The sequence below is a fragment of the Ruminococcus difficilis genome, from assembly GCF_016680995.1.
Window position 1 is genome coordinate 22196 of sequence record NZ_JAEQMG010000201.1, and the last position, 26153, is coordinate 48348.

20 protein-coding genes are annotated in these 26153 nt (G+C 51.5%); 4 read left to right on the forward strand and 16 right to left on the reverse strand.

The features are described from left to right. Positions 1-551 precede the first annotated feature (551 nt). The 11 genes from JKK62_RS17230 to JKK62_RS17280 form a co-directional block, all read right to left on the reverse strand. Complete coding sequence (locus JKK62_RS17230) at positions 552-929, reverse strand: metallopeptidase family protein (RefSeq protein ID WP_186833517.1); 378 nt, start codon at positions 927-929, stop codon at positions 552-554. A gap of 4 nt (positions 930-933) precedes the next feature. After that, a complete protein-coding gene (gene rpoD, locus JKK62_RS17235) occupies positions 934-2046 on the reverse strand; it encodes an RNA polymerase sigma factor RpoD (RefSeq protein ID WP_186833518.1) in 1113 nt (370 codons plus the stop codon). A gap of 70 nt (positions 2047-2116) precedes the next feature. Continuing rightward, positions 2117-3886: a DNA primase gene (gene dnaG, locus JKK62_RS17240; RefSeq protein WP_186833519.1), complete on the reverse strand. Its 1770-nt coding sequence runs from the start codon at positions 3884-3886 to the stop codon at positions 2117-2119. A gap of 405 nt (positions 3887-4291) precedes the next feature. Next, positions 4292-4921, reverse strand: a complete 630-nt coding sequence (locus tag JKK62_RS17245) for a YigZ family protein (RefSeq protein WP_186833520.1) — start codon at positions 4919-4921, stop codon at positions 4292-4294. A gap of 166 nt (positions 4922-5087) precedes the next feature. Next, entirely contained in the window at positions 5088-5291 is a 204-nt protein-coding gene (rpmE, locus tag JKK62_RS17250) for a 50S ribosomal protein L31 (protein ID WP_186833521.1), read from the reverse strand. A gap of 123 nt (positions 5292-5414) precedes the next feature. Then, positions 5415-6176, reverse strand: coding sequence for a M15 family metallopeptidase (locus tag JKK62_RS17675; protein ID WP_186833522.1), 762 nt, complete (start codon positions 6174-6176; stop codon positions 5415-5417). Between the two features lie 183 nt (positions 6177-6359). After that, positions 6360-8303 carry a threonine--tRNA ligase gene (gene thrS, locus JKK62_RS17260; protein WP_186833523.1) on the reverse strand — a complete coding sequence of 648 codons (1944 nt, stop codon included), beginning with the start codon at positions 8301-8303 and terminating at the stop codon, positions 6360-6362. A gap of 494 nt (positions 8304-8797) precedes the next feature. Next, positions 8798-10198 (reverse strand): leucine-rich repeat protein, encoded by a 1401-nt coding sequence (locus JKK62_RS17265; protein ID WP_186833524.1) that lies wholly within the window; start codon positions 10196-10198, stop codon positions 8798-8800. 32 nt (positions 10199-10230) lie between these two features. Further along, entirely contained in the window at positions 10231-11355 is a 1125-nt protein-coding gene (locus JKK62_RS17270; protein WP_186833525.1) for a hypothetical protein, read from the reverse strand. A gap of 201 nt (positions 11356-11556) precedes the next feature. Further along, positions 11557-12888 carry a D-alanyl-D-alanine carboxypeptidase family protein gene (locus tag JKK62_RS17275; RefSeq protein ID WP_186833526.1) on the reverse strand — a complete coding sequence of 444 codons (1332 nt, stop codon included), beginning with the start codon at positions 12886-12888 and terminating at the stop codon, positions 11557-11559. A gap of 3 nt (positions 12889-12891) precedes the next feature. Further along, positions 12892-14157 carry a D-alanyl-D-alanine carboxypeptidase gene (locus tag JKK62_RS17280; protein WP_186833527.1) on the reverse strand — a complete coding sequence of 422 codons (1266 nt, stop codon included), beginning with the start codon at positions 14155-14157 and terminating at the stop codon, positions 12892-12894. Positions 14158-14328: 171 nt separating this feature from the next. Between JKK62_RS17280 and JKK62_RS17285 the strand changes: the two genes are divergently transcribed. After that, positions 14329-14976, forward strand: a complete 648-nt coding sequence (locus JKK62_RS17285) for a metallophosphoesterase (RefSeq protein WP_186833528.1) — start codon at positions 14329-14331, stop codon at positions 14974-14976. 79 nt (positions 14977-15055) lie between these two features. On the opposite strand, the gene recG is transcribed toward JKK62_RS17285, so the two are convergent. The 5 genes from recG to JKK62_RS17310 form a co-directional block, all read right to left on the reverse strand. Next, the gene (recG, locus tag JKK62_RS17290) at positions 15056-17098 is read right to left on the reverse strand and encodes an ATP-dependent DNA helicase RecG (RefSeq protein ID WP_186833529.1); all 2043 of its coding nucleotides are present in this window, start codon (positions 17096-17098) and stop codon (positions 15056-15058) included. Positions 17099-17466: 368 nt separating this feature from the next. Next, the gene (locus JKK62_RS17295) at positions 17467-19134 is read right to left on the reverse strand and encodes a DAK2 domain-containing protein (RefSeq protein ID WP_186833530.1); all 1668 of its coding nucleotides are present in this window, start codon (positions 19132-19134) and stop codon (positions 17467-17469) included. Positions 19135-19287: 153 nt separating this feature from the next. Continuing rightward, a complete protein-coding gene (locus tag JKK62_RS17300; protein WP_186833531.1) occupies positions 19288-20061 on the reverse strand; it encodes a TIGR00282 family metallophosphoesterase in 774 nt (257 codons plus the stop codon). 165 nt (positions 20062-20226) lie between these two features. Further along, entirely contained in the window at positions 20227-21450 is a 1224-nt protein-coding gene (locus tag JKK62_RS17305) for a sporulation protein YqfD (RefSeq protein ID WP_186833532.1), read from the reverse strand. 3 nt (positions 21451-21453) lie between these two features. Further along, on the reverse strand, positions 21454-21714 hold the full coding sequence (locus JKK62_RS17310) for a YabP/YqfC family sporulation protein (protein WP_186833533.1): 261 nt from the start codon (positions 21712-21714) through the stop codon (positions 21454-21456). Positions 21715-21769: 55 nt separating this feature from the next. Between JKK62_RS17310 and JKK62_RS17315 the strand changes: the two genes are divergently transcribed. The 3 genes from JKK62_RS17315 (at position 21770) to JKK62_RS17325 (ending at position 25863) form a co-directional block, all read left to right on the forward strand. After that, on the forward strand, positions 21770-22846 hold the full coding sequence (locus tag JKK62_RS17315) for a hypothetical protein (RefSeq protein ID WP_186833534.1): 1077 nt from the start codon (positions 21770-21772) through the stop codon (positions 22844-22846). Positions 22847-22959: 113 nt separating this feature from the next. Beyond that, positions 22960-24834 carry an asparagine synthase (glutamine-hydrolyzing) gene (gene asnB, locus JKK62_RS17320; RefSeq protein WP_186833535.1) on the forward strand — a complete coding sequence of 625 codons (1875 nt, stop codon included), beginning with the start codon at positions 22960-22962 and terminating at the stop codon, positions 24832-24834. A 525-nt stretch (positions 24835-25359) separates the two neighbouring features. Further along, on the forward strand, positions 25360-25863 hold the full coding sequence (locus JKK62_RS17325) for a phosphatase PAP2 family protein (RefSeq protein WP_186833536.1): 504 nt from the start codon (positions 25360-25362) through the stop codon (positions 25861-25863). Positions 25864-26153: the final 290 nt, after the last annotated feature.

A 26153-nucleotide genomic window follows, 5' to 3' on the forward strand; every position in this document is an offset into this window, starting at 1 on the left:
TTTTTGACCGATGTGACATTTTCTTGCTTTACTATTTTACCACACGAAAACGCAAATGTAAATAGAAATAATAATGAATTGCATAAATATTTATACACAGTTTAAAGTGTGATAAGAATGAGAGGTTCACCCTTCGGTCGATCAATTAATGCAATCCCTCCGCCTCGTGCCTCGGCACCTCCCTTTACCAAAGGGATGCAAAAAACGCTCATGAATACAGGAGAGCCGGTTTGTCGAAAAAGTATATGATATAAATCGCAGAACGTTTCCGAAGCTCCCTCTAACGAGGGAGCTGTCGCCGTTTAGGCGACTGAGGGAGAGATAACGAACCAAAACAATGATTCTTCGGCTTTTGACTCAAGCCACATATAAAGTGCCTTTTTACGTGTTATTGAGTCAATCTCTGTTTTTCTTTATATCGTCGCGTTATCTCTCCCCCGCGAACAAAACAGTATTCTCTTTCTGAGAGTCAGCCCGCATTCCCCCTCGTCAGAGGGGGCTGAATCGGTTTTTCTATACAATAACGCTCCTGCGGGTGCAGGAGCGCTGTGTTATTTGATGGTATAGCCCTTTGATTTCAGATACTTGCTGATCTGTTCATCGTCGTAATACTCAAGATCGTCGGCGCCGGCGAGATATTCGTTATGATGCTTTAGCTCATGCACCAACACTCTTCTGAGGATCTCGCGGTATTCATCGAGCGTTTTATTGCGGTAGACGCGGATGATACTGCCGTAATAGATCTTGATGGACTTGCCCAGATTATCGCGGACATACACGCCGAGTATGTAAAGATCGTTGTTCTGCGCGTACCAGTGGTAACGAACTCCGTCCTCCAGCACGATACCGCCGTTGAGCTCGCGGTACAGCTCCTGCGGAAGGGTCTCGGCGATCTCATCAAGGAGCGCGCCGCATTCTTCATACGTCATAGGCTCAGTCCAGAAAGTCCTTGAGCTTTTTGGAGCGGGACGGATGACGGAGCTTTCTGAGCGCCTTTGCCTCGATCTGACGGATACGCTCACGGGTGACGTTGAACTCCTTGCCGACCTCTTCGAGGGTACGGCTTCTGCCGTCCTCCAGACCGAAACGCAATCTCAACACCTTTTCCTCACGGGGGGTCAGGGTGTCGAGCACCTCCATGAGCTGTTCACGCAGCATGGTATGGGATGCGGCGTCGGCAGGCGCGGGGGCGTCGTCATCGGGGATGAAATCGCCCAGATGGCTGTCCTCCTCCTCACCGATCGGCGTCTCGAGAGAGACAGGCTCCTGAGCCACGCGCATGATCTCGCGCACCTTATCGACAGGCATATTCAGCTCTTCGGCGATCTCATCGGCGGAGGGCTCTCTGCCGTTTTGATGGAGCAGCTGAGAAGAAACCTTTTTGACCTTATTGATAGTCTCGACCATATGGACAGGGATTCGGATGGTACGCGCCTGATCCGCGATAGCGCGGGTGATTGCCTGACGGATCCACCATGTCGCGTAGGTAGAGAACTTAAAGCCCTTGGTATAATCGAACTTTTCGACCGCCTTGATCAGACCGAGGTTACCCTCCTGGATCAGATCGAGGAAGTGCATACCGCGTCCGAGATAACGCTTCGCGATACTGACGACCAGTCGCAGGTTCGCCTCCGACAGACGCTTTTTCGCGTTGACGTCGCCCTCGGAGATCTTGATCGCGAGCTCGACCTCCTCTTCGGGAGTGAGCAGCGGTACGCGGCCGATCTCTTTGAGATAGACCTTGACCGGGTCGTCGATCGAGATATTATCCGCCGCTTCAACGGTGGACGTCTCGGCGGCAGAATCGTCATCCTTGACATTGCCGCTGATATTGAGGTTGTCGATATTCAGATCCTCTTCGAGACCGGTCTCGACGATCTCGATACCGGCTGATTCAAGAGAATCATAGAGTTTTTCAAGCTGTTCGGGGTCGATATCCATCTCGCCGATCGCGTCGAGGATATCTTTGTTGGTAATATTTCCCTTGGTCTTGGCAAGATCGGTCAATTCCTTTAAAAGGCTCTTCTTATCTGTTGCTGCGGACATCGGGTATCATCCTTTCTATCATAAACGTTGCGGGGAGCTTACGCTCCGTGATCCATAGACCGAAGCTCGGTCACTCGTGTTTATCCTTCAGACGAGAAAACAGATTTGTGAACTCGTCATGTGTACTGTTGCGGATATCACTCTCGGTCGGCTTTGCCTTTTCATCGAGAATGATATCGATATATTCATCCAGCGCCTGCTGAGTGCGCGGCAGATCGGCGCCGGAATTCACGATGCGCACGATCTTAGCCTGCTCGTCGGCGGTGAAATCCATCGACAGCGCCGTCATCGGGTCTTGTTGTTTTATAATTCTCACAGAGAAATATTCAAACAAATTTCGGTTGAAATCCGTGGTAAAATCCTCGGGTCGGAGTTTTTCGTGGATATAAACCAGCTTATCGGGATTATTGACCAAAAACGCGATCAGATTCTCCTCCGCGGATACGGCACGCAGATTGGACGCGTGCTGCGGATTGATCCTGTCATCCCGCGCCGAAATATCCTTTTGCAGCTGAGAGAATTCATTTTTGCGGCGATAGCGCTCTTTGCGGCGCATCCCCTGCTTCACCTGCTCGAGGATCGAGGCTTTGGAAACATCGGTTTCATCGCTCAGACGCGAGGCGTAGATATCGCGCTCCATGGGATTGTCCAACTCGCAAAGCAGCTTGACGCCCTCATTGAGATAATTCAGCTTGTCCTGCGGATTGTTCAGATCATAGCGGGATTTGAGCTTTTGCATCCGATATTCCATATCGTTGCCGCTGTTATCCAGCACATTCTGAAACGCGGCATGACCCTTGTCACCGTGGCGACGGATAAATTCATCGGGATCCTTGCCGTCGGGGATCGAGATCACCTTGACCACCAATCCGGCGCGGCGCAGGATATCGATCGCTCTGGCGGTCGCCTTCTGACCGGCTTCATCGGCGTCGTAGCAGATGATGACCTCTTTGCAGTAGCGCTTCATCAGCGCCGCCTGATCGGCGGTCAGCGCCGTACCCAGTGTAGCGACGGCATTGGTAAAGCCCGCCTGATTCAGCGAGATGACGTCCATGTAGCCCTCGCAGAGGATGAGCGCGTCATTCTTGCTGTTCTTCGCGTTGTTCAGCGAAAAGAGATTGTAACTCTTATTGAATACCAAGGTATCGGATGTGTTCAGGTACTTCGGCTTTTGATCGGTCATGATACGTCCGCCGAACGCGATCACGTTGCCGCGAACGTCGATGATCGGGAACATGACGCGATTATAAAAGCGGTCGAGCACCGAATTACCGGAGCGGGATTTGAACACCAGGTTCGCCGCGATCATCTCATTCTCGGTGAATCCGCGCGATCGCAGATGATTGCCTAAGGCAAACCGTTCATCGGGTGCGAAACCCAGACCGAAATGACGAATCGTGCTGTCCGCCAATCCGCGATTTCGCAGATACGCGAGTCCCTCGGCGCCCTCTTTCGACGTCAGCTTTGCGTAAAAGAAACGCGCCGCCTCACGGTTCGCTTCATAAATGCGGGTGCGCAGCTTGCTGACCGAGTCGTCATAATCATCCTCAGGCATCGACATACCCGCGCGTTCAGCAAGGAACTTGACCGCCTCCATATAATCGAGGTTTTCGATCTTCATCACAAAGGTGATGATATCTCCCCCAACGCCGCATCCGAAGCAGTAAAAAGAACCGTTTTCCGTATAGATGTTGAAGGAAGGTGTTTTTTCGCCGTGGAACGGGCATAAACCGACCAGATTCCTACCGCGGCGCTTGAGCTGCATATAAGAAGCCGCCAGCTCGCCGAGGTCGTTACGATATTTGATTTCACTGATAAAGTCATCCGATAAACGCGGCATAAGCTCTCACTTTCACTGGTCTCAGTATACAGCATCACGCAATGATACTCGGGAGGAGCGCAGTGGCGCTTAGCCAATCACAGACTCCGTCTGTTCTTGGAGCGCTGTTGCATGGGAGTTGTAAACCAAATCAAAGATTTGGACAACTCCTCAAAGTCCTCCCCCTACAAGAGATCTATCATTATTCACATAATCTATAATATCTGTTTGAAAAATTGGTTACTCACGTGAATATTCACGCTCGAACATCGATACAATCCCTCAGTCGCTCACGCGACAGCCTCCTCGCCGGAAGCGGCTCCCCCTCTGTCGCTTCGCGACGTCTCCCCAACGGGGAGCACCTTTACCAAAGGGAGCCAATAACGTCACATCTATTAATTACGCAAAAACACGCAAATACCCTTTTTATTTTTGAACTTTGTCAAAAAAATCTTTATTACACTCTGTCGCCGCGACCTTTCCCGAGGATTCTTCACTCAGTGCCTTGTTAAAAGCGACAAGATCATCTTCGGGTAAATGGAAACGGACAGTGACCTCGTCGGTGAAATCCGAGTCGTCGATACTGCCGCCGAATCTGGCGACAAGAGAAGGGAGCTTTCCGTACAAGGTATAGGAACAGCGCACCTCACACACGGAGCACAGCTCCATCTCGCGCTCCTGCGCCGCGTCGATCGCGAGCTTAGCCGCCGCGGAATAAGCGCGCACCAAGCCGCCGGCGCCGAGCAGTACGCCGCCGAAATAGCGGGTCACGACAATGACGCAGTCGGTGATATCACGCTTACGGATCGCGTCGAGCACCGGGATACCCGCGGTACCCTGCGGCTCGTTATCGTCGCTGTAACGCGACACGCCCTCGTCCTTGATGACATAGGCATAGACATTATGACGCGCGTCCCAATGTTTGGTTTTGATCTCATTGATAAAAGCGATCGCCTCATCCTGTGTCGTGACAGGCTTGCAGTAGCCGATAAAACGGGAACGCTTTTCGACCAGTTCATCACAGGCGAATTCTTTGACGGTTTTATAAGTATTCATAATTCTGGTAAATGAATAACACAAATATTTGTTTTGGTTAGTCGCGAAACATATTTCGCTCCATAGATACAATCCCTCAGTCAGCTTACGCTGACAGCTCCCTCTTCCAAAGGGAGCCATTAACTAAGTAAGGCGGTACTGATGTACCGCCTTCAACTCGTTTTCATTATTTCTCCATACCGAAGCGCTTCTTGAAACGGTCAACACGGCCGCCTGTATCAACAAGCTTCTGTTTACCGGTAAAGAACGGATGGCACTTGGAGCAAATTTCAACACGGATATCCTTCTTGGTAGAGCCGGTCTCGATCACATTACCGCAAGCGCAGGTAATGGTAGTCTGGCCATAATTAGGATGGATCTTTTCCTGCATTTCATTCACCTCTTTCACATAGCCATATTCGTGTAGCCATAATTAACATAGGTATTATACACTAATAATCCGCAAAAAGCAAGTGTTTTTTCTAATTTTTTATATTGATGGGCAAAAGAAATCTCAATGCGCCGCGAGATACTCCGTAAAGCGGTCAAAATTCATATCCAACGCGCGCATATTATGGGCGTAAGTCTTGCCGACATAACGGAACAGATGAGAGGAATACGAGATACCGCCCGCATTCTCCTTATTGGGATAGCGCAGGATGAAGCCGTAATCGACACAGTGGCGGGTCAGCCATGAATAGGCAGGCGTATCGGCGAACTTGCCGTCGGTTTTGACGGTCAGATAAACCAAAAGCCCCGTTTGCTGTTCGCTCTCCCCCGCCGGCGGCAGCTCCTTTTTGACATGCGCCTCCGCCATGATCAGACTCGCCTTGGAATCCTTGCGGTATTTTTCTACCTCTTCCTTATAGCGCTTTGCCTGATCCTCATAGGACACATAGCCCTCCACGACCATCAGATCAAAGCCCGCCTTCTTCGCGTCGGCAACCATGCTGTTCAGACCGTCAGCCGCTTCGGGCGCGATTTGGATCCCGCAGCATTCGACCGTCTCGGGCACAAAGTCCTTGTCGATCGGAGAAGCGGCGCTCACGGTTATTAAGAACATGGGATTGGAGGAATGGGTGTCATCCTCAATATACTCCGAGGGCGAGATCGGACTCTTTTCGTTGAGCGTATTCACATAAAACTTATACCCAAAGAAGATCCCGACTGCCAAAACGGCAAGCATGATCAGCGGAAGGATATACAGCAAGGCACGCAGGTTTTGTACCTTGTTTTCCTCCCGCGCCTGCTGTTCTTCCAGAACGCCGCGATTCACTTTTCCGAGTTTAAAGTTTCGTTGGTTCCTGCTCAATTTGTCCTGCCTTTATAAGTTAATTTTCGTATATCGCAGTAGATCTCAGCCAATCAGTCGTCGCGAAAGCGCTCGGCTTCTTGGGAGATCCTTGCGTGGGTGCTGTAAGCCAATCGCAGACTTCGTCTGCTCTTGGACAGCACCGCATCACTTAATCGCCTTGGTATCGATCTCTTCGCGCATCATGTCCTTGAATTCGTTCAGAGACATTGAGCCGAGATCGCCGTCCTTACGGTGACGGATAGAAACGGTATCGTTCTCGATATCCTTGTCGCCGATGATGACCATGTAAGGGATCTTCTGCACCTGCGCCTCACGGATCTTGTAGCCGATCTTCTCGTTACGGTCATCGACCTCAACGCGCATACCCATATCCTCAAGCTCCTTAGCGATCTCGAAGACACGGTCGTGATGGCGATCGGCGATAGGCAGCAGCTTGACCTGTACGGGCGCCAGCCACAGCGGGAACGCGCCGGCGTACTTTTCAATCAACAGCGCCAGAGTACGCTCATAACAGCCGATCGAGGTACGGTGGATGATGAACGGATGCTTCTTCACGCCGTCGCGGTCGACATATTCCATACCGAACTTTTCGGCGATCATCGGGTCGATCTGGATGGTGATCAGGGTATCTTCCTTACCGAATACGTTCTTGATCTGGATATCGAGCTTGGGGCCGTAGAACGCCGCCTCGCCGATACCGATCTTATAATCGATGCCGAGGTCATCGAGGATCTTGCCCATCATGCCCTGGACATTGTTCCACTCCTCCTCGGTGCCGATATACTTCTCACGGTCGTTGGGATCCCACTGGGAGAAGCGATAGGATACGTCCTCATACAGACCCAGTGTCTTCAAGCAGGTGATCGCAAGGCTCAGGCAGTGCTCGAACTCACCCTCGAGCTGCTCGGGCGTACACATCAAATGACCCTCGCTGATCGTGAACTGACGGACACGGATCAGACCGTGCATCTCACCGGAAGCCTCATTACGGAACAGCGTAGAGGTCTCGTTCAGTCGCATGGGCAGGTCGCGATAGCTTCTGCCGCGGTTGAGGAACGCCTGATACTGGAACGGACAGGTCATCGGACGAAGCGCGTAGACCTCGTCGTCATTATCGGGATCGCCGAGGATAAACATACCGTCCTGATAATGATCCCAGTGACCGCTGATCTTGTACAAATCGGATTTCGCCATAAACGGCGTCTTGGTGAGCTGCCAGCCGTTCTTTTGCTCAAGATCCTCGACCCAGCGCTGTAACAGCTGGATGATACGAGCGCCCTTGGGCAGCATGATCGGCAAGCCCTGACCGATATAATCAACGGTGGTGAACAGCTCGAGCTCTCTGCCGAGCTTGTTGTGGTCGCGCTTTAACGCCTCTTCTCTGCGGGTGATGTACTCCTCGAGCATGGATGCCTTGGGGAAGGAAATGCCGTAAACACGGCAAAGCTGCTGGTTCTTAGAGTCACCGCGCCAGTAAGCGCCGGTACAGTTGGTCAGCTTGAACGCCTTGACCGGAGCGACGGACATCAGGTGAGGACCCGCGCACAGATCGACGAATTCCGCCTGTTTATAGAAGCTGATCGGCTCACCCTTGCCGGCGTGCTCGGAAGCGAGCTCAACCTTATAGGGCTCTGCGATCTCATTCAGATAATCGAGCGCGTCCTGCGGCGCTTTCTCAAAGCGGGAGATCTCGATGCCGGACTTGACGATCTTCTTCATCTCAGCCTCGATCTTTAAGAGATCTTCACTGTCAAAGGGCTTTTCAACATCAAAGTCATAGTAGAAGCCTTCATCGATGGACGGGCCGATCGCGAGCTTGGCTTCCGGATACAGGCGCTTTACCGCCTGCGCGAGGATATGAGAGGTCGTATGCCAGAACGCCTGCTTGCCCTCGTCATTATCGAAGGTCAGCAATTCCACCTTGCAGTCCGCGGTCAGCTCGGTGCGCAGATCGCACACCTTGCCATCGATCAGCGCGGCGCATACGTTTTTATACAGTCCCATGGAAATGGACTTGGCGATCTGTGCGGGAGTGATGTTTTCTTCAAACTGCTGTATTACTCCGCCTTTTAATTCTACATTGATCATATTGATCCTCTCCTTTTTGTTTATATAGGTGCCTGCTAACAATAACGGCAACCCTCCGTCATCGAAAGAATCGATGACACCTCCCTTAGGAAAGGGAGGCAAAAAAGCCCTGCTATTTCCGAAGAAATAACAGGGCGTATTAACGCGGTTCCACCTGATTCGATATTCATCACAAAAGGATTGAGATCGCAAAGGCATAATCCCTTGCAAAAACGATCGGTATGAATATCCTCATTATCTGCCTTAACGCGGCTCACGTCGCCCCATTTCCTGAGCGAGACATATCCTTCCATTAGTTGAGATTGCCACGGCAAAAGCCTCGCAATGACAATTGAATGCGATATGAGGGGTGGTATCCCGCTATGCGCGTGCCGTCTTGCACCGACCGACGACTCTCTGTCAACGCGGAAACAGCGGACATTGTCCCCTATTCAATATTTCAATAATTAATATATCACCTAAAAAGGCGGCTGTCAATGGTTAATCGTAAAAAACTAAAGCAAATGGACGGATTTCAATTGGCAGATATACGCGTCCATGATATTGATCGTGCCGTCAAAATTCACATCCGAAGAAGCAGTCTGAGCGCCGTTGAGCTTCACCAAATACGCGATATAGCACTGGATCGTCGTCGCGTCGACAACATCGAGTACACCGCTGCTGTCAGCGTCGCCCATCACGTTATTGATCAAATGACCGGAAAGAGCGGTTTCCGCCTCAGAATCCTGTTCACAGCATACAACGGCATTGGTACAGCCGCTGAGCGCCGAGACGCTGATATCGGTTGTTTTGGGTGAGATGGAAATGCCTTCCAGCGCGGTGCATCCGTCAAAGGCGTTATCATAGAGCTGAGCTACGCCGTCTGACAGCAGCACATAGCGCATCGCATCACAGCCCTTGAACGCGTTATAAGAAACGGTCAGATGATCGCCGCGAAGCACGGCGCTGTCGATCGCGCTGTCACCGTTGAACGCAAGCTGACCGATATAGGATAAGCTCTCAGGGGTCTTGAACTGAGCAAGGCTCTTGCAGCCTCTGAACGCACCGTCGCCGATGGTCACCAGACCCTCGGAATTCTGAACGGTTTCCAGACCGGTACAGTCGGCAAAGGCGTATGCGTCGATCGCATAGACACTCTCGGGGATCGTAACGGATCTAAGCTTGGAGCTGACAAAAGCATGTGAGGCAATCCTCTTGATCGTGTCGGGGAGCTCGATCTCGGTATCCGATCCCTGATAACGCAACAGCACTCCGTCGCCCGCGACAGCATATTCACCCGCGTTCTTCAGGTACGGCGTACCGTCGAACGCATAGGCGCCGACCGCGCTGAGCGTCAAAGGAAGGTTCACGGATTCGAGCTTGGAACAGCCGTAAAACGTGCCTGTCCCGATGTTGGTCAAGCCATCATACGCAGTGAAGGACTTGAGGTACTCACAGCGCGCGAAGGCATAGGAAGCGACCGATGTACAGCGAGAAGGGATCGTGACGCCGTCGGAGGTACCGTTATACCAGAGCAGCACACTGCCGAGCATTACATATTTATCGCCGGAGTTATCCAGATAAGGCGTGCCGTAAAAAGCGAGATCGCCGACCTCGGTGATGTTGTCGCCCTGTGTAACACTATATAAAGAGGAACAGCCATAGAAAGCCCTGTCCCCTATCACACGAACCGTGTCATTCAGCCTGACACTTTGCACCTTGGTGTTATCAGCGAACGCCTCATTTCCGATCGCGGTAATGTGAGCGGGAACGGTCACATCGGCGTCACTGCCGTTGTATTTGATCAGCACACCGGACTGAACGTCAAAATCCTCGTGCGCCGCATGCACCTGAAAACTAAAAAAGGAAGTAAACAGCATCATACAAACCATGATACAACACCACAGCTTTTTCATGCTATCATCCTCCTTTCAAATAATCAATATGATCAATCGGTTTTACTGGTGATATCCAGAATCAATTTGTCGATATCGTCCAGACGTTCTTCATAATTCTTGGGTCTGTCGTCATCATCAGTGTCTTTCTGGACCTCGGTCAAATAGTTTTCGACGTCATTATTCGTCTCTTCATTGACCTCGGGATTATCATCGACCTGGTCGTTGTCCTCATAGAGAAAGCCCTCTGTATCTCGGTTTTCAAGGTAGGATGTATCCTCGACACTGTCGTTCTCATCCTCGTCGGTGTTGCTGGCGATAAAGCCCTCGACTTTTTCATCGGCAACGTTGACGACCGGAGCTTCTTCCTCTTCAACCAATGTGATCTCCTCTTTACTGCGAACGAATCTGGTTATTTCAATCAACACGAATAAAATATACAGACCGAAGAGCAGCATCTCAAGCGGCTGTGCGTTTTTGAGGATAAACTCGGAATCGAATCGAAAGACCAAGTGATATATTCCGTACGGGATCATCGCCGCAATGGCAGGCAATCCGAAAACAAAACAGGATTTCAATGCGTTTTTAGTCTTGATCAACGACAAAACGACCGCGTAATTGAAGAAGAACAATGTCGCGAAGACATAGCAGATCAAAGAACTGACGTCCGCTAAGCGGATCGAGATGGTCGTAAACTGTACAAAACTGAGGATCATCCTGACGCCGCAGAAGATTGCGGGGATCACGTTGATCAAGGATAAGTTCTTTCCTTCCTTATAACGGAAAGAATGGTTCAGACCGAGGACGATGAACACCACGGCGGACAAAAGCGATAACACCGCGCCGAGGATCTCTAATACAGAGATCTTGCCCGAGCTGAACACCTGAAAAATGGTGAAGCCGCCGTCAGCCGCCAACAGCAGTGACAGCAGGATGCCGGTCAAACCCGCGGGGAAATTCTTATGCGGCAGATAATACTGCGCGATTTGTTTATCCAAGACGGCAAACAGTAAAGTGAACAAAAAGATCAGTGCGCAGGCGCCGAGATAACAATAATCCAACTGCAGCGCACTCAATCCCAACAGACCTCCGTCCGGCATAAAACCCTGTGCGAGTTTCAGAAAACCTGCCGCCAAAAAGAGCGGTACAAACGGGATCCAGGCAAGTTTGGTTTTCATAATCATACTCCTTATAACAAACCATACCGCGACAACGAGTAACGTTCTCAGCGATACAAGTCAGTAATCTTCGATAAAAGCTATTACGGCTACCATATATTGTATATGAAGGATCGGACACTGTCAAGTTAAGGTTTTGTAAATTATACCGATCGCGTTACAGCCATAACAAAAGACCGGCGCGTTTGAGCGCCGATCTGCTTACTTGATTTTTGTTTTCTTATGATCGCGTTTACGCTTCTTCGCGTAGGAGGAAGAAACCGAAACATAGATGATGAAGAGGATGACGACCAGTCCGACCGCGATCAAGAACCACGGTGAGGTCAACACGCCTCTGATCGCGTCAGTTGTATACAGGATCGGGCTGACGCCGACGTCATCGTTCGACACCAGATTGATCTGTGTGAACGGTTCGTTCTTATAATAGACGGTGGCGGTGGTGATGATATCGCCTTTTTTGATCGGAGCACTGACGGGATCGGTGCTGTCGGGCGTGATCTTGACGTCGCCTTCCGAATATCCCTGCGGCAGGATGACATTACAGTCGGTCTGAGGCACCAGAAGGATGCTCTTGGTATCCCATGCGTGATCGATCTTTTGCTCACAAACAGGCGTATCCTTGGTCACCGGCGTCACAAAGGACAGGTTCAAAAACGCCCAGCGAAACATATTGGCGGCCTCCAACATACAGTACTGCTCATTCTCTTCCTTTTTCTCGTCATACGGAGCGTGCAGTCCGATGCACATATAGGAATAGCCGTCGTATACCGCGGTAGATACCATACAGCGTCCCGCCTGAGGCGAGGTCGCGTTCTTGACGCCGGTCGCGTAGACATAGTAGTAATCACCGCCGCGCGCCGGATCGATCAGCCAGTTGCTCGTGATAAACGGTACGTCATCATTCTCTTTGGCGTAATAGGTCGTCGTATTGCAGATCTTGGAGAACAGCGGCAGTCCCATCGCGTATCGGGTGATCTTATACAGATCGCGCGCCGTCGTGTAATGGTTCTCATCATGAGTACCGAACGGATTGGTAAAATGGGTATCGGAGCATTTGAGCTCCTCAGCCTTTGTATTCATTTTATCGACAAAGGTCTGGATATTGCCCTCGCCGATGTGATCCGCCAGCACCATAGCGGCGTCATCGCCGGTAGGGAGCATCAAAGCGTACAACAGGTTCTCAACCGTCAGTGAATCACCGACATACCAGTCGACGCCGGTACAGGACATACCTTGATTCAGTACACTGTCGATGCAGGTCTGTTTGATCGGGATCTTGGTATCAAAGTCATCAAAAAACTCCGCCGCAACGATGTAGGTCATGATCTTGGTCAATGAGGAAGGATAGCACTTTGTGTCCGCCTCTTTGGCATAGACCTCCATATCGGTATCCAGATTGATCATCAGCAGCGAATCGGAATATTGCTCGACGTCACAGTCAAAGCTGAGCGCTCCCGCCGGCGCCGAAAAAGCGCAGGTAAAGAGGACGATCAGCGCGAACATGACGCAGAGCCAACGAAATGTACGTTTCATCCTTTATTCCTCCATAGCAGTCCCGGCATTCGATGCGGCGGGTGTTTCCGAAGAAGGTACAGCAGGAACAGCCGGCTCAGTCGGAAATTCCTTCGCCAGCACCTCACGGTGAGGCGTCATGCGGCGATAAACATAGCCGGTGAATCTTCCGAAATCGGACAGCATCCCCAAGCCTTCATCGGTATCAGCGGATAAGGCGATATTCTCGATCTCTTCTCCGTCGTAATACAGCTTGGCGCTGCCGAGTGTTTGTCCGGCGAGGAAAGGTGTTTTGATCGTTTTGGGAATATCGAACTGATAAGTCAGCTTCGCTTCGTCATATGAGTTGGGCAGGGTCTTGAACGCGGAATTGTAGGGATGTAAGCCTACCTGATAGTCACCCCAGTCGGCAGTGACCGTCACATCGGACAAAACATCCTCCTCATTGAAGATCTTATGATCGGAAAGATTCAAATACGCCCATGAAGTCAGCTTACGGGCGTCGGCATATACATTTCGCTCACTCTGATGCAGTCCGAGCAATCCGACAAAGAGGTAGGTCTTACCGCGGTAAGTGGTAGTGGCAACCAGCTCTTCATAGGTATCTTCGGTAAAAGAATACATCGCGTCATTGGTATAGCGGAAGTAATAGGGGCTGTTTTCATTCAGGATCGACGCTTCGGCAGTGACCGTATAATCCTCATCCAAGCCCGCCGGCGTATATACTTTATTCTTCATCACAGCGCGGAAGAAATCATTCTTTCGCACCTCCTGATAGAGCAGATAGGTATCACGACAGGTCGTATGCTGCGCGCTGGTGTTATTGAAGCCGGGGCTGACATACGCCGTGCTCTTCATTCCGAGAGCGGTAACACGCGCGTTCATCGCGGCGACAAACGCCTCTCTGTCATTGTTAGCGGACAGGTCTGCCAGCGCGTACGCGGCGTCACTGCCGGAGGTCAACAGCATGATCGCCGTCAGATCCTTAGCGGTCAGGGTCTGACCGACAAATTTATCCAGACACCCGTCGGAATACGGCAGCGCGTTAATGAAGGTCTGATCCACATTGAAGGTCGCCGCATTAAGATCGGGGATCATTTCATTGGAAAGCAGGAATGTCATCAGCTCGGCAAGCGACCCCGCATACCAGTTGGTATCGGGCTTTTGAGAGAAAACGACCGTATCGGTATCGAGGTTCACCAATAAGAGATCGGAGGTAGATGTTTCGACCGTGGTTTCAAACGAGGAAGCCGGGATGATGAAGCTGCTGACAAATATTGCAAAAATCAATATGACTGATATGAAAAATTTTACTCTTTTATTCATAGCATTTCCTTAAAACATATGTTATAATTACTTTTAAGAAACAAAATTTTCTCGTATACACATTTATTTTACACTATTTGCGGGATGATATCAATCACAAAATTCATAAATTTACAAAGTTTTTGGGGGAACATTTTGATATACATCACAGGAGATACACACGGAGATATCAATGTATTTAACGAAAGACGCCTCGGTCATCTGAAAAAAGGCGACAGCCTGATCATCACGGGCGACTTCGGGTTTATCTGGGATAATTCTAAAGAAGAAATTAAGAACCTGAAAAAGCTCGCCAAAAAGAAGTTTGATATCCTCTTTGTCGAAGGCGCTCACGAGAATTTTGGACGTCTCAAGGAATTTGAAGAGGTACCGTTCCATGAGGGCACCGCGCGTAAGATCGCCGATAATATCTATTGTCTGAACCGCGGCGAATTATACCTGATCGAGGGATATAAGATCTTTACACTCGGCGGAGGCTTACCGCCCGAGATGGACGAGGCGGAGTCCTCTCCCTCACTGCCGACCGATGAAGAGCTGGAATACGCTATCGTCAACATCGAAGAGCAGCGTCACCGACTTGACATCATCATCACCCATGAGGCGCCCGCCTCAGTCAAGCGGATGATCAACCGCAACGCTTCTATCAACGATCTCAACATTTTCCTCGATACCGTCATGCACAACACGCTCTTTCACAAGTGGTATTTCGGCAGTCTGCATGTAGACAGACAGCTCAGCAATCAACTGATCTGTGTCTTTGAGGATGTTCACAAAATCGGATAATCAAGTCAAAAAACGGCGGGAACAACTCCCGCCCTGCAAAAGCGTCCGCAGCTCACTAACGAGCCGCGGACGTTTTTTATCAGTTCATCGTGTTTTCGGTTTCGGCAAAGAGTCGGCGCATTTTGGCACGAAGCGCCCGAAGCGATCCATCGCTCAGATCGGGCGAGAAGCGCAGTAAGGTCTGAGCCGCTTCCTGACTTTGCGCCAATGTCTCGGTATCGGAGAAGTCGGCGATATCCAACTGCGGCAAGCCATGCTGACGGTTGCCGAAGAAATCGCCGGGTCCGCGAAGCTTTAAGTCCATATCGGCGATCTCGAAGCCGTTGTTGGTGCGGCACATCACGCCTAAGCGCTGTTCCGTGTTCTCTCCTTTATTGTCAGACACAAGGATGCAATAGCTCTTATACTGCCCTCTACCGACGCGTCCGCGCAGCTGATGGAGGGTGGACAAACCGAATCGATCGGCGTTCTCGATCATCATCACGGTGGCGTTCTTCACATCGACGCCGACCTCGACAACGGTCGTAGAGACCAAGATCGAGATTTCGTTAGCCGCAAACTGCGCCATGACCTTTTCCTTATCCTTCGGCTTCATCTTGCCGTGCAGGATACCGACGGAGATATCGCGGAAGGGACCGAGCATCAGCTCGGCGGCGTAATCGGTCGCGTTTTGCAGCTCATCTACTCCCTCGCTTTCTTCGACCAGGGGGCAAACGATATAACACTGCCTGCCCTCCTCGACCTGCTTTTTGAGGAAGCCCAGGGCGCGGTCGCGTTTATCAGTACGAATGAAGAAGGTATCCACCTCGGTGCGACCCGGCGGCAATTCATCGATAACGGTGATGTCCAGATCGCCGTAGATGATCAGTCCGAGGGTACGCGGGATCGGAGTCGCCGACAGTACGAGCACATGAGGATGCTCGCCTTTTGAAGCAAGTCGGGCACGCTGAGCGACGCCGAAACGATGCTGTTCATCGGTGATCGCGCATCCAAGCCGACAGAACGCGGTACTCTCGCTCACCAGCGCATGGGTACCGATCACGATATCACTCTCACCGCACTCGATCCGCTCGCGGGTCTTTCTTTTCTCAGCGGCGGTCATGGAGCCTGTCAACAGCTCCACACGGACGTCTGTATCGGCAAACATCGCGGAAAAGGTCTCAAAGTGCTGTTGCGCCAAGATCTCGGTCGGCGCCATAAACGCTGCCTGAAAGCCGTTTTTGACGGTGTGATAACAAACGGCGGCACATACGGCGGTCTTGCCCGAGCCGACGTCGCCCTGGATCAGGCGATTCATCGGAGAAGGCTTATCGCGCATATCGGCGACGCAGTCGCTGATGGCACGTTTCTGCGCGTTGGTAAGCTCATATGGTAATGTCTGAATGAACTCAGCAGTATGATCCTCTAACAGATGAACCGCCGTCTGCTCATGCGACTGTGATTTCATCATGCGCATACCGAGATTGAGCACCAGCAACTCTTCAAAGATCAGGCGGTGACGCGCCTTTTCCATCGCGTTCAGATCCGTCGGAAAATGAACATTGTTCAGCGCGTACGACAGATTACAGAGATCATAACGCTTGCGAATATCATCCGGCAGCGGATCGTGGATCGTCTGCGGCAGCATGGACAGTGCTTCCTTCGCGGCGCGGATCATCATATGATTGTTCAGCCCCGCGGTCAGATGATATACGGGCGTGATCGTATCGCCTTCGGTCACTTTACAGAATTCGGGCGATACCATCTGGTAGCCGTACTTATCATAGGCAACCTTACCCATAAACAGGTAGGTCTCACCGTAGCGCAGCATAGACGAGATATACTTATTATTGAAGAACACCAGGTTCAGATACCCTGTATCGTCGCTGATACTCAGCTTAGCCATCGTGCGTCCGCCGGAGATACGGATCGTATTCACAGGCGTCATGACCTTTCCGCGCACCACGCACTTTTCCTCCGGCTGAACATTTCCGATATCGGTGGTATCCGACCAATTCTCGTAGGAACGCGGATAGTAGGAGATCATGTCGCCGACGGTCTCGATGCCGAGCTTACGGAATAAAGCGGCGCGCTTCTCCCCTATGCCGCTCAGTTTTGTGATCGGAACCTCGTATAAAGACATAGCGCACCACCCTTCAATTAATTAGGAATGAGGAATGAGGAGTCAGGACTTTACTTTACGGAAACCATATCTGTTATCCACCACTCTCAGCTAATTATACTATTATCGAACATATATGTCAATTGAAAATTGTTGTTTTACTTGCGGCTGTATAAGGTTTTAGACCGATCTGCCTGATAGAGTTTATCGTTAAGCTTCGTATTAATCGGTTGAGATTGCCACAGCCCTTGATACATGTCAAGGGCTTCGCAATGACTATTATAAAAAAAGGCTGCTCCCGAAGGAACAGCCATTATTATTTATTGAGGTTACCGCGTTCGCTTTCATGATTATGATGAACTCATCATAGAGTCAGATAAAGACGCGCGTTATTCTACACTAAAGATGTAGTAGTACACGGGCTGGTCACCCTTGATGTAGGTGATGTCGACCTGATCGGCAAACTTGTTCTCGAGCATTTCGACCGCGGAAGCAGCCTCTTCCTCAGAGACGCCCTCGCCGGAGATCAGGGTCACAAAGGACATTTCCTTGTTGATCATGGACTTAGCAAGCTTGTACAGCGCTTTATTCGGAGAAGAAGAAGTAACGGTGAGCTTACCGTTATCCAGGCCGATGATGTCGCCCTCTTTGATCCTTCTGGCGCCGAACTCGGAGTCACGCGCCGCAAAGGTGATCTGACCGGTAGATACGTTCTTAGCCGCCTGCAGCATATTATCAACGTTGGTCTCAGCGTCGGAATCGGGATCGAATACCAGCATAGCGGAAAGTCCCTGCGGGATGGTACGGGTCGGAACGATGATGACCGTTCTGTCCTCAACGATCGCGGCAGTCTGCTGAGCCGCCATGATGATGTTCTTGTTGTTCGGGAGAACGAAGATGCACTTGGCGGGAGTCGCCATAACAGCCGCGTAAATATCCTCGGTAGAGGGATTCATGCTCTGTCCGCCGGAAACGACGTTCTGACAACCAAGCTCATTGAAGAGATTGCTCAGACCCTCGCCTGCCGCTACAGCGACAAAGCCGTATTCCTCGGTAGGCTCGGCGACGACGAGTTCTGCCTTCTTCTCAGACTTTTCTTTCGCCTTCTCCTGCTCTTCCTTCGCTTTTCTGTGCTGCTCCTTCATATTCTCGATCTTGACGGTAAGGAGCTGACCGTATTCAAGACCGTGCTGGAGCGCGTCGCCGGGAGTCTCGGTATGTACATGAACCTTGATGATCTCGTCGTCCGCTACCATAACGATGCTGTCGCCGATGGTCTCGAGATACAGACGAAGGTCGTTGGGCTCTTTCTCACACTCTTCGTTGCGACCGACGATGAACTCGGTGCAGTAGGTGAAGTTGATGACCTGGTCAAACTCAGCCGCGGCGGAACGGAAGAAGTCGTCCTCGTTTTCCTTCTCGTACTCTTCTTCCTTCATCTCGACAACTACGCCGTCGCGCAGAACAGAGAGCATACCCTCGAAGATAGTCAGGATACCCTTACCGCCCGCGTCAACTACGCCGGCCTTCTTCAGAACAGGAAGCAGGGTAGGAGTCAAATCGAGCGCTTCCAGAGAAGCGTCACAGACGATCTCCCACAGTACGGCGGGATCCTCTTCAGTATCCAGCGCCTCAAGGCCTGCCTCATAACCCATGCGGGCTACGGTGAGGATAGTACCCTCGGTGGGCTTGGTGACCGCGTTGTAAGCAGCCTCAACGCCCAGACCCAGCGCGTGGATCAGATCGGCGCCGGAAGCCTCAGCCTTGCCCTCCAGACCCTTGGAGATACCTCTGAACAGCAGAGAGGTGATAACGCCGGAGTTGCCGCGAGCGCCGCGCAGCATAGCGGAAGCGGTCATGTTCGCAACTTCGGATACATCGACAGGCTCGGCGTCCTTGAGCGCCTCGGCAGCCGCTGTGATCGTCATCGACATATTGGTACCTGTATCACCGTCGGGTACAGGGAAGATATTGAGGTCATTGATTCTCGCCTTGATAGACGAAATATTATTTGCACCAGAAATAATCGCTTGTTTTAGAGTTTCACCGTTAATCAACGTAAACACATCCTTTTTCCGTACATCTTCAGCGCGCATGATACGAGCGCTGAAGATGACAAAATACTATTTGTTACAAACTTGTATTATTATACACTAAAAAGCCTCAAGAAGCAAGCATTTTGTATACAAAAAAAGAAAAGAAAAATGGAATTATATTAGTTCATATGACTGAGCGGCAGTACATTTTCCCGAGTTTCGATCGATATCGAATACCGCGCAGTTGAGCTTGCAGTCACCCCGCGCCAGATCAAAGCGTTCGGGAAGCTGTGTGGTAAAGCGCCTGAGGATGATCTCCTTCTTCACACCCAGAATACTGTCGATCACGCCCGTCATGCCGACGTCGGTGATATAGCCCGTACCCTCGGGCAGTACCTGCGCGTCACCTGTCAGCACATGGGTATGCGTGCCGAATACCGCGGACACCCTGCCGTCCAGATAGAAGCCCATCGCGCGTTTTTCGGACGTTGCCTCGGCATGGAAATCCACAAGTATGATTTTCGCGTCGAGCTCTTTGAGGATCTGATCCGCACGGATAAAGGGATTGTCGAGGTTTGCGTCCATAAACTGCTGTCCCATCAGGTTGATGACGCCGATCGAGGTAAAGCCCATATCGACCACTGCCCAACCGCATCCGGGAGTGGATGAGGTCGGATAATTGGCGGGTCGGATGATGTGCGGGTGTTCATCGAGATACGGATAGACCTCCTTGCGGCGGAAACTGTGATTGCCGAGCGTGATGAAATCCACGCCCGATGTGAACAAATGCTCGGCAGAACGCGGTGTGATACCGTTGCCGTCGGCGGAATTCTCACCGTTGCAGATCACAAAATCGATTTGCTGTTGTTGCTTGAATCGCGGCAGACGCTGACGCAGGAATTCGCATCCCACAGAGCCGACAACGTCGCCGATACACATAATACGCATAGAATCATCTTTCTATATTTGAGATAGGTGCAGTATAGCACAAAACCGAAAAAAAGACAAGACAAAAACGGCACACAAATAAGCTCCTTAACTCCCCACTCTTAACTCCTCACTCCTAACTTCCCACTCCCAACTCCTCACTCCTAACTCCTCACTCCTAACTCCTCACTTTTTATTCTCAGTCGGAGCGACATACGGCGTGAGATCGGTGTTTTCATCCGTACCGATGGGCTCGGTGTAGGCGATATCCTCCACACAGGTATAGGTGGCGTACAGCGTATACACACCGCCGATATGCTCTATGTGATATTCCCGGGACTCGATCGCGCAGTTCTGCAAAGCGAAGGCTTCATACAGTTGCGCTTCTCGATTCAATAATTCTCCTGCGGAATTATCGTCAAGGATGATCTCCTCCTCCGACAAGGCGCTGACATGATCTGTCACTACGCTGATCGGCAGGGTGATCCCAAGCGGAGCGGGAACCTCTGTCGTCGTATTCGACACGGCGTTCGGAGAATCGACCGCGCCGACACGGTACGGCAAGCGCAGTCCGAGGAAATCCAGCTCCCGGCGTTCGGCTTCCTCCGCGTTCGGTCGCAGCAGCTTCATCTGTCCGGTCATCGAAAAGCTCGCCTGACGCGTGGTACGCGCCATCACACGCGCGTCGGCATGAACCAGTCGGTGGGTACCCCTCTCATCCGTGCGGATGCCGCTGACGATGAGCTGTCCCTCGATCACGCCGGAGCCTTCCATCACCAATGTCTCACCCTCCGCGGCTTCGATCCGCACGATCACACCGTCCGATCTCGCCTTGACGTTGCAGGGAGAATAAACGTCGTCCACCTCGGGCGGTACAGCCTCCTCCTTGATCTCGACAGAGGCATAGGAGCCGGTCACATTCACCGCCATCCAACCGATCTCATGCTGCTCGATCATCACATCGCGTGCCAGCCTTTGATAATCCAATGAGGGCTTGAATGCGCCGATATACAGTCCGTGATCACGCAATACGTCGTTCATCTCCGATCTGCTGACGGTTTCAAGCCCCGTGATATCGACGCTCCAGATAAACAGCGACATCACAAAGATCGACAGGACAAACGCGCACGCTCCGATCAGAATGCCGACGCGCTCCCGATAACGATACAGCAATGTCGGCACACCGCTTTTTTGCGTGACCTTTAATCGCACGCCCGCACCGCGCGCCAAGGGTCTGATCCTGCGGTAATCGGAACGGTACATACAGGCGGTAAAGCGATCATCCGAGCGACGCACCTTCCACAGGCGTACCCTGTGGCGTGAGGTGATATTGATGAAGCGCTCGGGATATTTGCCGCTGACGGAAAATTCGACCCATCCGCGCAGCATACGCAGTAAATCCAACAGCATAGGCTACACCGTAAAGCTCAGCCTCATAATGAAGCCGTCGATGATCAGCGCGGAGTCCGAGATACAGCGCAGATCCAGCTCGCGACCCTCGACAATGATGATCATGCCGCCGGTATTGACCCGCACGGAATCGGCAGAATACGACAACACGCCCTTGCTGCCCTCGATCAACAGCTCGCGATTTCCACTGAGCTCGATACACGGCGCGTTCAGTGTGGATAAAAACGAGGATTTTCGTTTTGTCTCTTTTGAATGTTCTTTCATGTTATCACCGATTCATTTTATGACGGCGATCACATATATATTATCGGTGAGTGAAATGAAGGACAAAAAATTATTCCGATACAGAAAAATAATCACTTTGTCGTTGATCGTGGTCGGATGTTATCTCTGCCTGAGCTATTCGCAAGTATGCGCAGACGGGATCAAAAAAGGGATCCTGTTCTGCGTCGAGGTATTGGTGCCGTCGCTGTATGTGTTCATGACGTTATCATCGGCGGTGATCCGCAGCGGTATTGCCGTGTCGGTCACTAGACCACTCGAAAAGCTGTCGCGCTTTCTGTTTCGACTGCCGCCGTCGGGGTTGGCGGTCATCCTGCTGAGTGTTTTGGGCGGTTATCCTGTGGGCGCGCGATGTGCCGCGATGCTGTATGAAGAGGGCGGTATCAGCCGATCGGATGCGGAAAAGGCAGCCGATATCGCGGTATGCGCGGGACCGGGCTTTTTGATCAATTATGTCGGGACTGCGTTACTGGGCAACCGTCAGGCAGGCATCCTCCTGCTGTGCGCCGAGATCACCGGCGTGCTGATTACCGGCGTGATCGTCGGGAGGACGATGCGCTCGACACCCCTTCCCCATCCGCGATCAGCCAACGCGCTTGTGTCACATAATCTGCTGATCGATTCCGTCACCGACGCATCCCGCGCGACCTTGCGGATGTGCGGGATGGTGGTGATATGCACGGCGATGATCGCGGTGATCGGAGAGATCTCGCCCGATGAAAGGATCACGGATGTCGTGTCCGCCTTGATCGAGATCACCGAGGGATGTCACAGATCATGCGGACATTATCCGCTGTACATGATCGCGTTCTTCATCGGATTCGGCGGGATCTCGGTACATTTACAGGCGTTCGCGGGGATGGATGGATTGTTTGTCAACAAAGGATTATTTTTCTTATATAGAATCATTCAAGGAATAATCACCGCTGCCGCGGCATATAGTTATCTTATGATTTTTCCGGTGGAGCAAGGGGTGTTCAACTCAACAGACGCAGGGTTGACGGTCGCCAAATCCGCTACACTGGCGGGATCGGCGGCATTGGTGCTGTGCTCCGTCTGTTTCATCGGATCGGTACATCGGCGGCGGGGCGCTGATTCATACAAACGTCTTTAATATCATAACTACTCTTGTTATGAAGCAACCCTCCGACACGGACAGGTGTCCGTGCCACCTCCCTTAGGAAAGGGAGGCTTAATGGGGATTGAATATTGATATGGAGGTAACATATGTGCGGAATCGCAGGCTGGCTGGATCACACAGCCGATCTTAAAGAAAAGATGGACGAATTACAAAAGATGTCGGAGAGTCTGAAACGACGGGGACCCGATGAGCACGGCGAGTACATCCGCCGTCACGCGGCACTGCTGCATCGCAGGCTGAGCGTCATCGACCCCGAGAACGGTCAACAGCCGATGAGCACCCTGTATGAGGGTGAGAAGTACACTATCGTCTACAACGGCGAGCTGTACAATACCGCTGAATTGCGGGAGGAGCTGAAAACCGCGGGCTTCGGATTCGGCACGCGCAGCGACACAGAGGTACTGCTCAAGGCGTACTGCTACTATAAAGAAGCATGCGCCGAAAAGCTCAACGGGATCTTTGCCTTCGCGGTATATGAGGAGAACGCGGGCAGGCTCTTTCTCTGTCGTGACAGAGTCGGCGTCAAGCCGCTGTTTTATCACACCTATCCCGATGGGATCGTGTTCGGCTCCGAGATCAAGGCGATCTTTCACAGCGGGATGATCGCGCCGCGTGTAGATGAAGAAGGGCTGTATGAGCTGTTCTTCCTCGGTCCCGCGAGAACACCGGGCAACGGTATCTTCAAGGGGATCAGCGAGCTTCTGCCGGGCGAATACGCGGTATATGAGAACGGAAAACTGCAAAGGCGCCGCTACTATCGGCTCACGGCGCATCCGCACGAGGACAATGAAGCGCAGACGATAGAGCGGATACGGTATCTCCTGACGGACGCGATCGAGCGGCAGTTGGTGTCCGACGTCCCGATGTGCTTCTTTTTATCGGGCGGGCTGGATTCCGGCATCATCTGTCAGACGGCGTCCAATTATTATAACAGGCAGTCGGAGCTGCTTCCGACGTCAACACGCCCTCTCGGTGAGCGGTACGCGATCCATACCTATTCCGTCGAGTACGCGGATAATCGAAGGTACTTTACCAAAACGCGGTTTCAGCCGAACGCCGACTTTGAGTATATCGACAAGATGGTGCAGAGTACGGAATCACATCATCATGAGATCATTCTCGATAACAAGGATGTGCTCGAAGCGCTCTATCCGTCTGTCAAGGCGCGTGATCTGCCCGGCTATGTCGACATCGACTCTTCCCTACTGCTCTTTTGCAAGGAGATCAAAAAGGATTTTACCGTCGCGTTATCGGGCGAATGTGCCGATGAGCTGTTCGGCGGTTATCCGTGGTATCATGACCATGATATATTATTTGAAGACTGCTTTCCGTGGTCGAGGGAGCAGGATATCCGCCGCTATATCTTAAAGGACGGCGTTCTGCCCAAGGGTGAGAGCTATGTGCGTGAGCGATATCTCGACACGATCCGCGCGGTGGACAGTCTGCCGCGGGACAGTAAGATCGACAAGCGTATGCGCGAGATGTTCGCTCTCAACTACTATTGGTTCATGCAATGCCTGCTTGAGCGCAAGGATCGCTGTTCGATGTACTCCGGACTGGAGGTCAGGGTGCCGTTCTGCGATGCACGGCTGATCGACTACGCCTACAACATGCCGTGGCAGCTAAAGGCATACGGCGGCAGAGAGAAAGGGATCATCCGCAAAGCGTTTGAGGATATTTTGCCGCGGGAGATCGTCTATCGCAAAAAGAGCCCTTACCCCAAAACACATAACCCGATCTATCAAAAATTGTGTGCCGAGAGGGTGAACAGAATATTGAGCGACCCGACAAGGCGTATCAATGAGCTGATCGACGCCGACCATGTCCGCGAGATCATGGAGCACCCCGAAAAGATCACCTCACCGTGGTACGGGCAGTTAATGAAAGCGCCGCAAATACTGGCGTATCTGATCGAGGTCGACTACTGGCTCGAGGAATATCATGTGAGGATCGAAGTGTGAGTGGATGAATATGATTATGACAACATGATTCGTAAGGTACGGCGCTTGCCGGCGTACCGAAAGCTAACCGGCAATTATCACATAAACGCGTAGCAAATCAATTTCTCCGTAGGGATGACCATTGGTCATCCGCAGAATGACGGGCTTATCTGTTATCGAAAGGTGTTGATAGGAGAGAAACCTTTCTGCCATGCGGATGGTCAATGACCATCCCTACGGAAACGCACATCTCCTTAACCATCATAACATATTCACCAACGCACTGCCGCGGGAGGTGTCTCCCCGCTGGGGAGGTGCCCGAAGGGCAGAGGGGTGCCGTCTGCGGCTGAGCAACAAGCCCCTCCCCTACGGATTCTTCCCTACAGCGCGTCAAATCATTACAGCGCTGTAATATTCTCGGAAAAATCGCACGATTTCAAAGAAAAATCATAGAATGTTAATAGATTAGTCATTTTTTGTTCTAATCAGCGACACAAACGGTTGTTATGATAAGGTCAACATCAAATGACGAAAGGAAGTGGCGGAATGAAAGGCGAAAGCTACAAGAATGTCAACGCGTATTTTGCGGGGACAAAAGCACGTAATACAACGATCAAGGCACTGCATGACGTTCTGCCGCTGATCATGTATATCTTCTATCCGATCCAGCTGGCGACCTTAGCGGTCAACGAGGGATTCGGCAGTGTATTGTTCCTGAAATTCATGCTCATCCCCTTATGCACGCTGATTCTGATCTCCGTGATACGACTGGCGATCAACGCGAAGCGTCCGTACGAGGTATATGATTATACGCCCGCGGTCAACAAAAACACGCTGGGAAAGAGCTTTCCTTCCCGCCATACCGTGAGCGCGTTCATCATCGCGATGGGCTTCCTCTACATCAACACCACCCTCGGTATCATCATGCTGTGTTTGGCGACAGCCATCGGGCTGACCCGCATCCTGTCCGGCGTACACTTTGTCCGCGATGTGATCGGCGGCGCCGCGATCGGCGTTATCATCGGTATCCTCGGATTCTTTATCTTTTGATTGTTGATCGGATGAGATTGCCACGTCGTAAACTCCTCGCAATGACAGTTTCATTTGGATGAGATTGCCACGTCGCTGAACACGCGTGTTCGCTCCTCGCAATGACAATACAATCAACAAAAGCGTGAGCATTATTGCAATGACAATTAAATAAACAAAAGCGTGGGCATTTGAACTGCCCCAAATTGTACGGACAGCACAAAAAAGCCCCCTAAAGGCAGAATATTAAGATTTAAGCAACATACTGACGTCGGTATTCTATCGGCGTCAGTTTTGTTTTGAGTTGAATC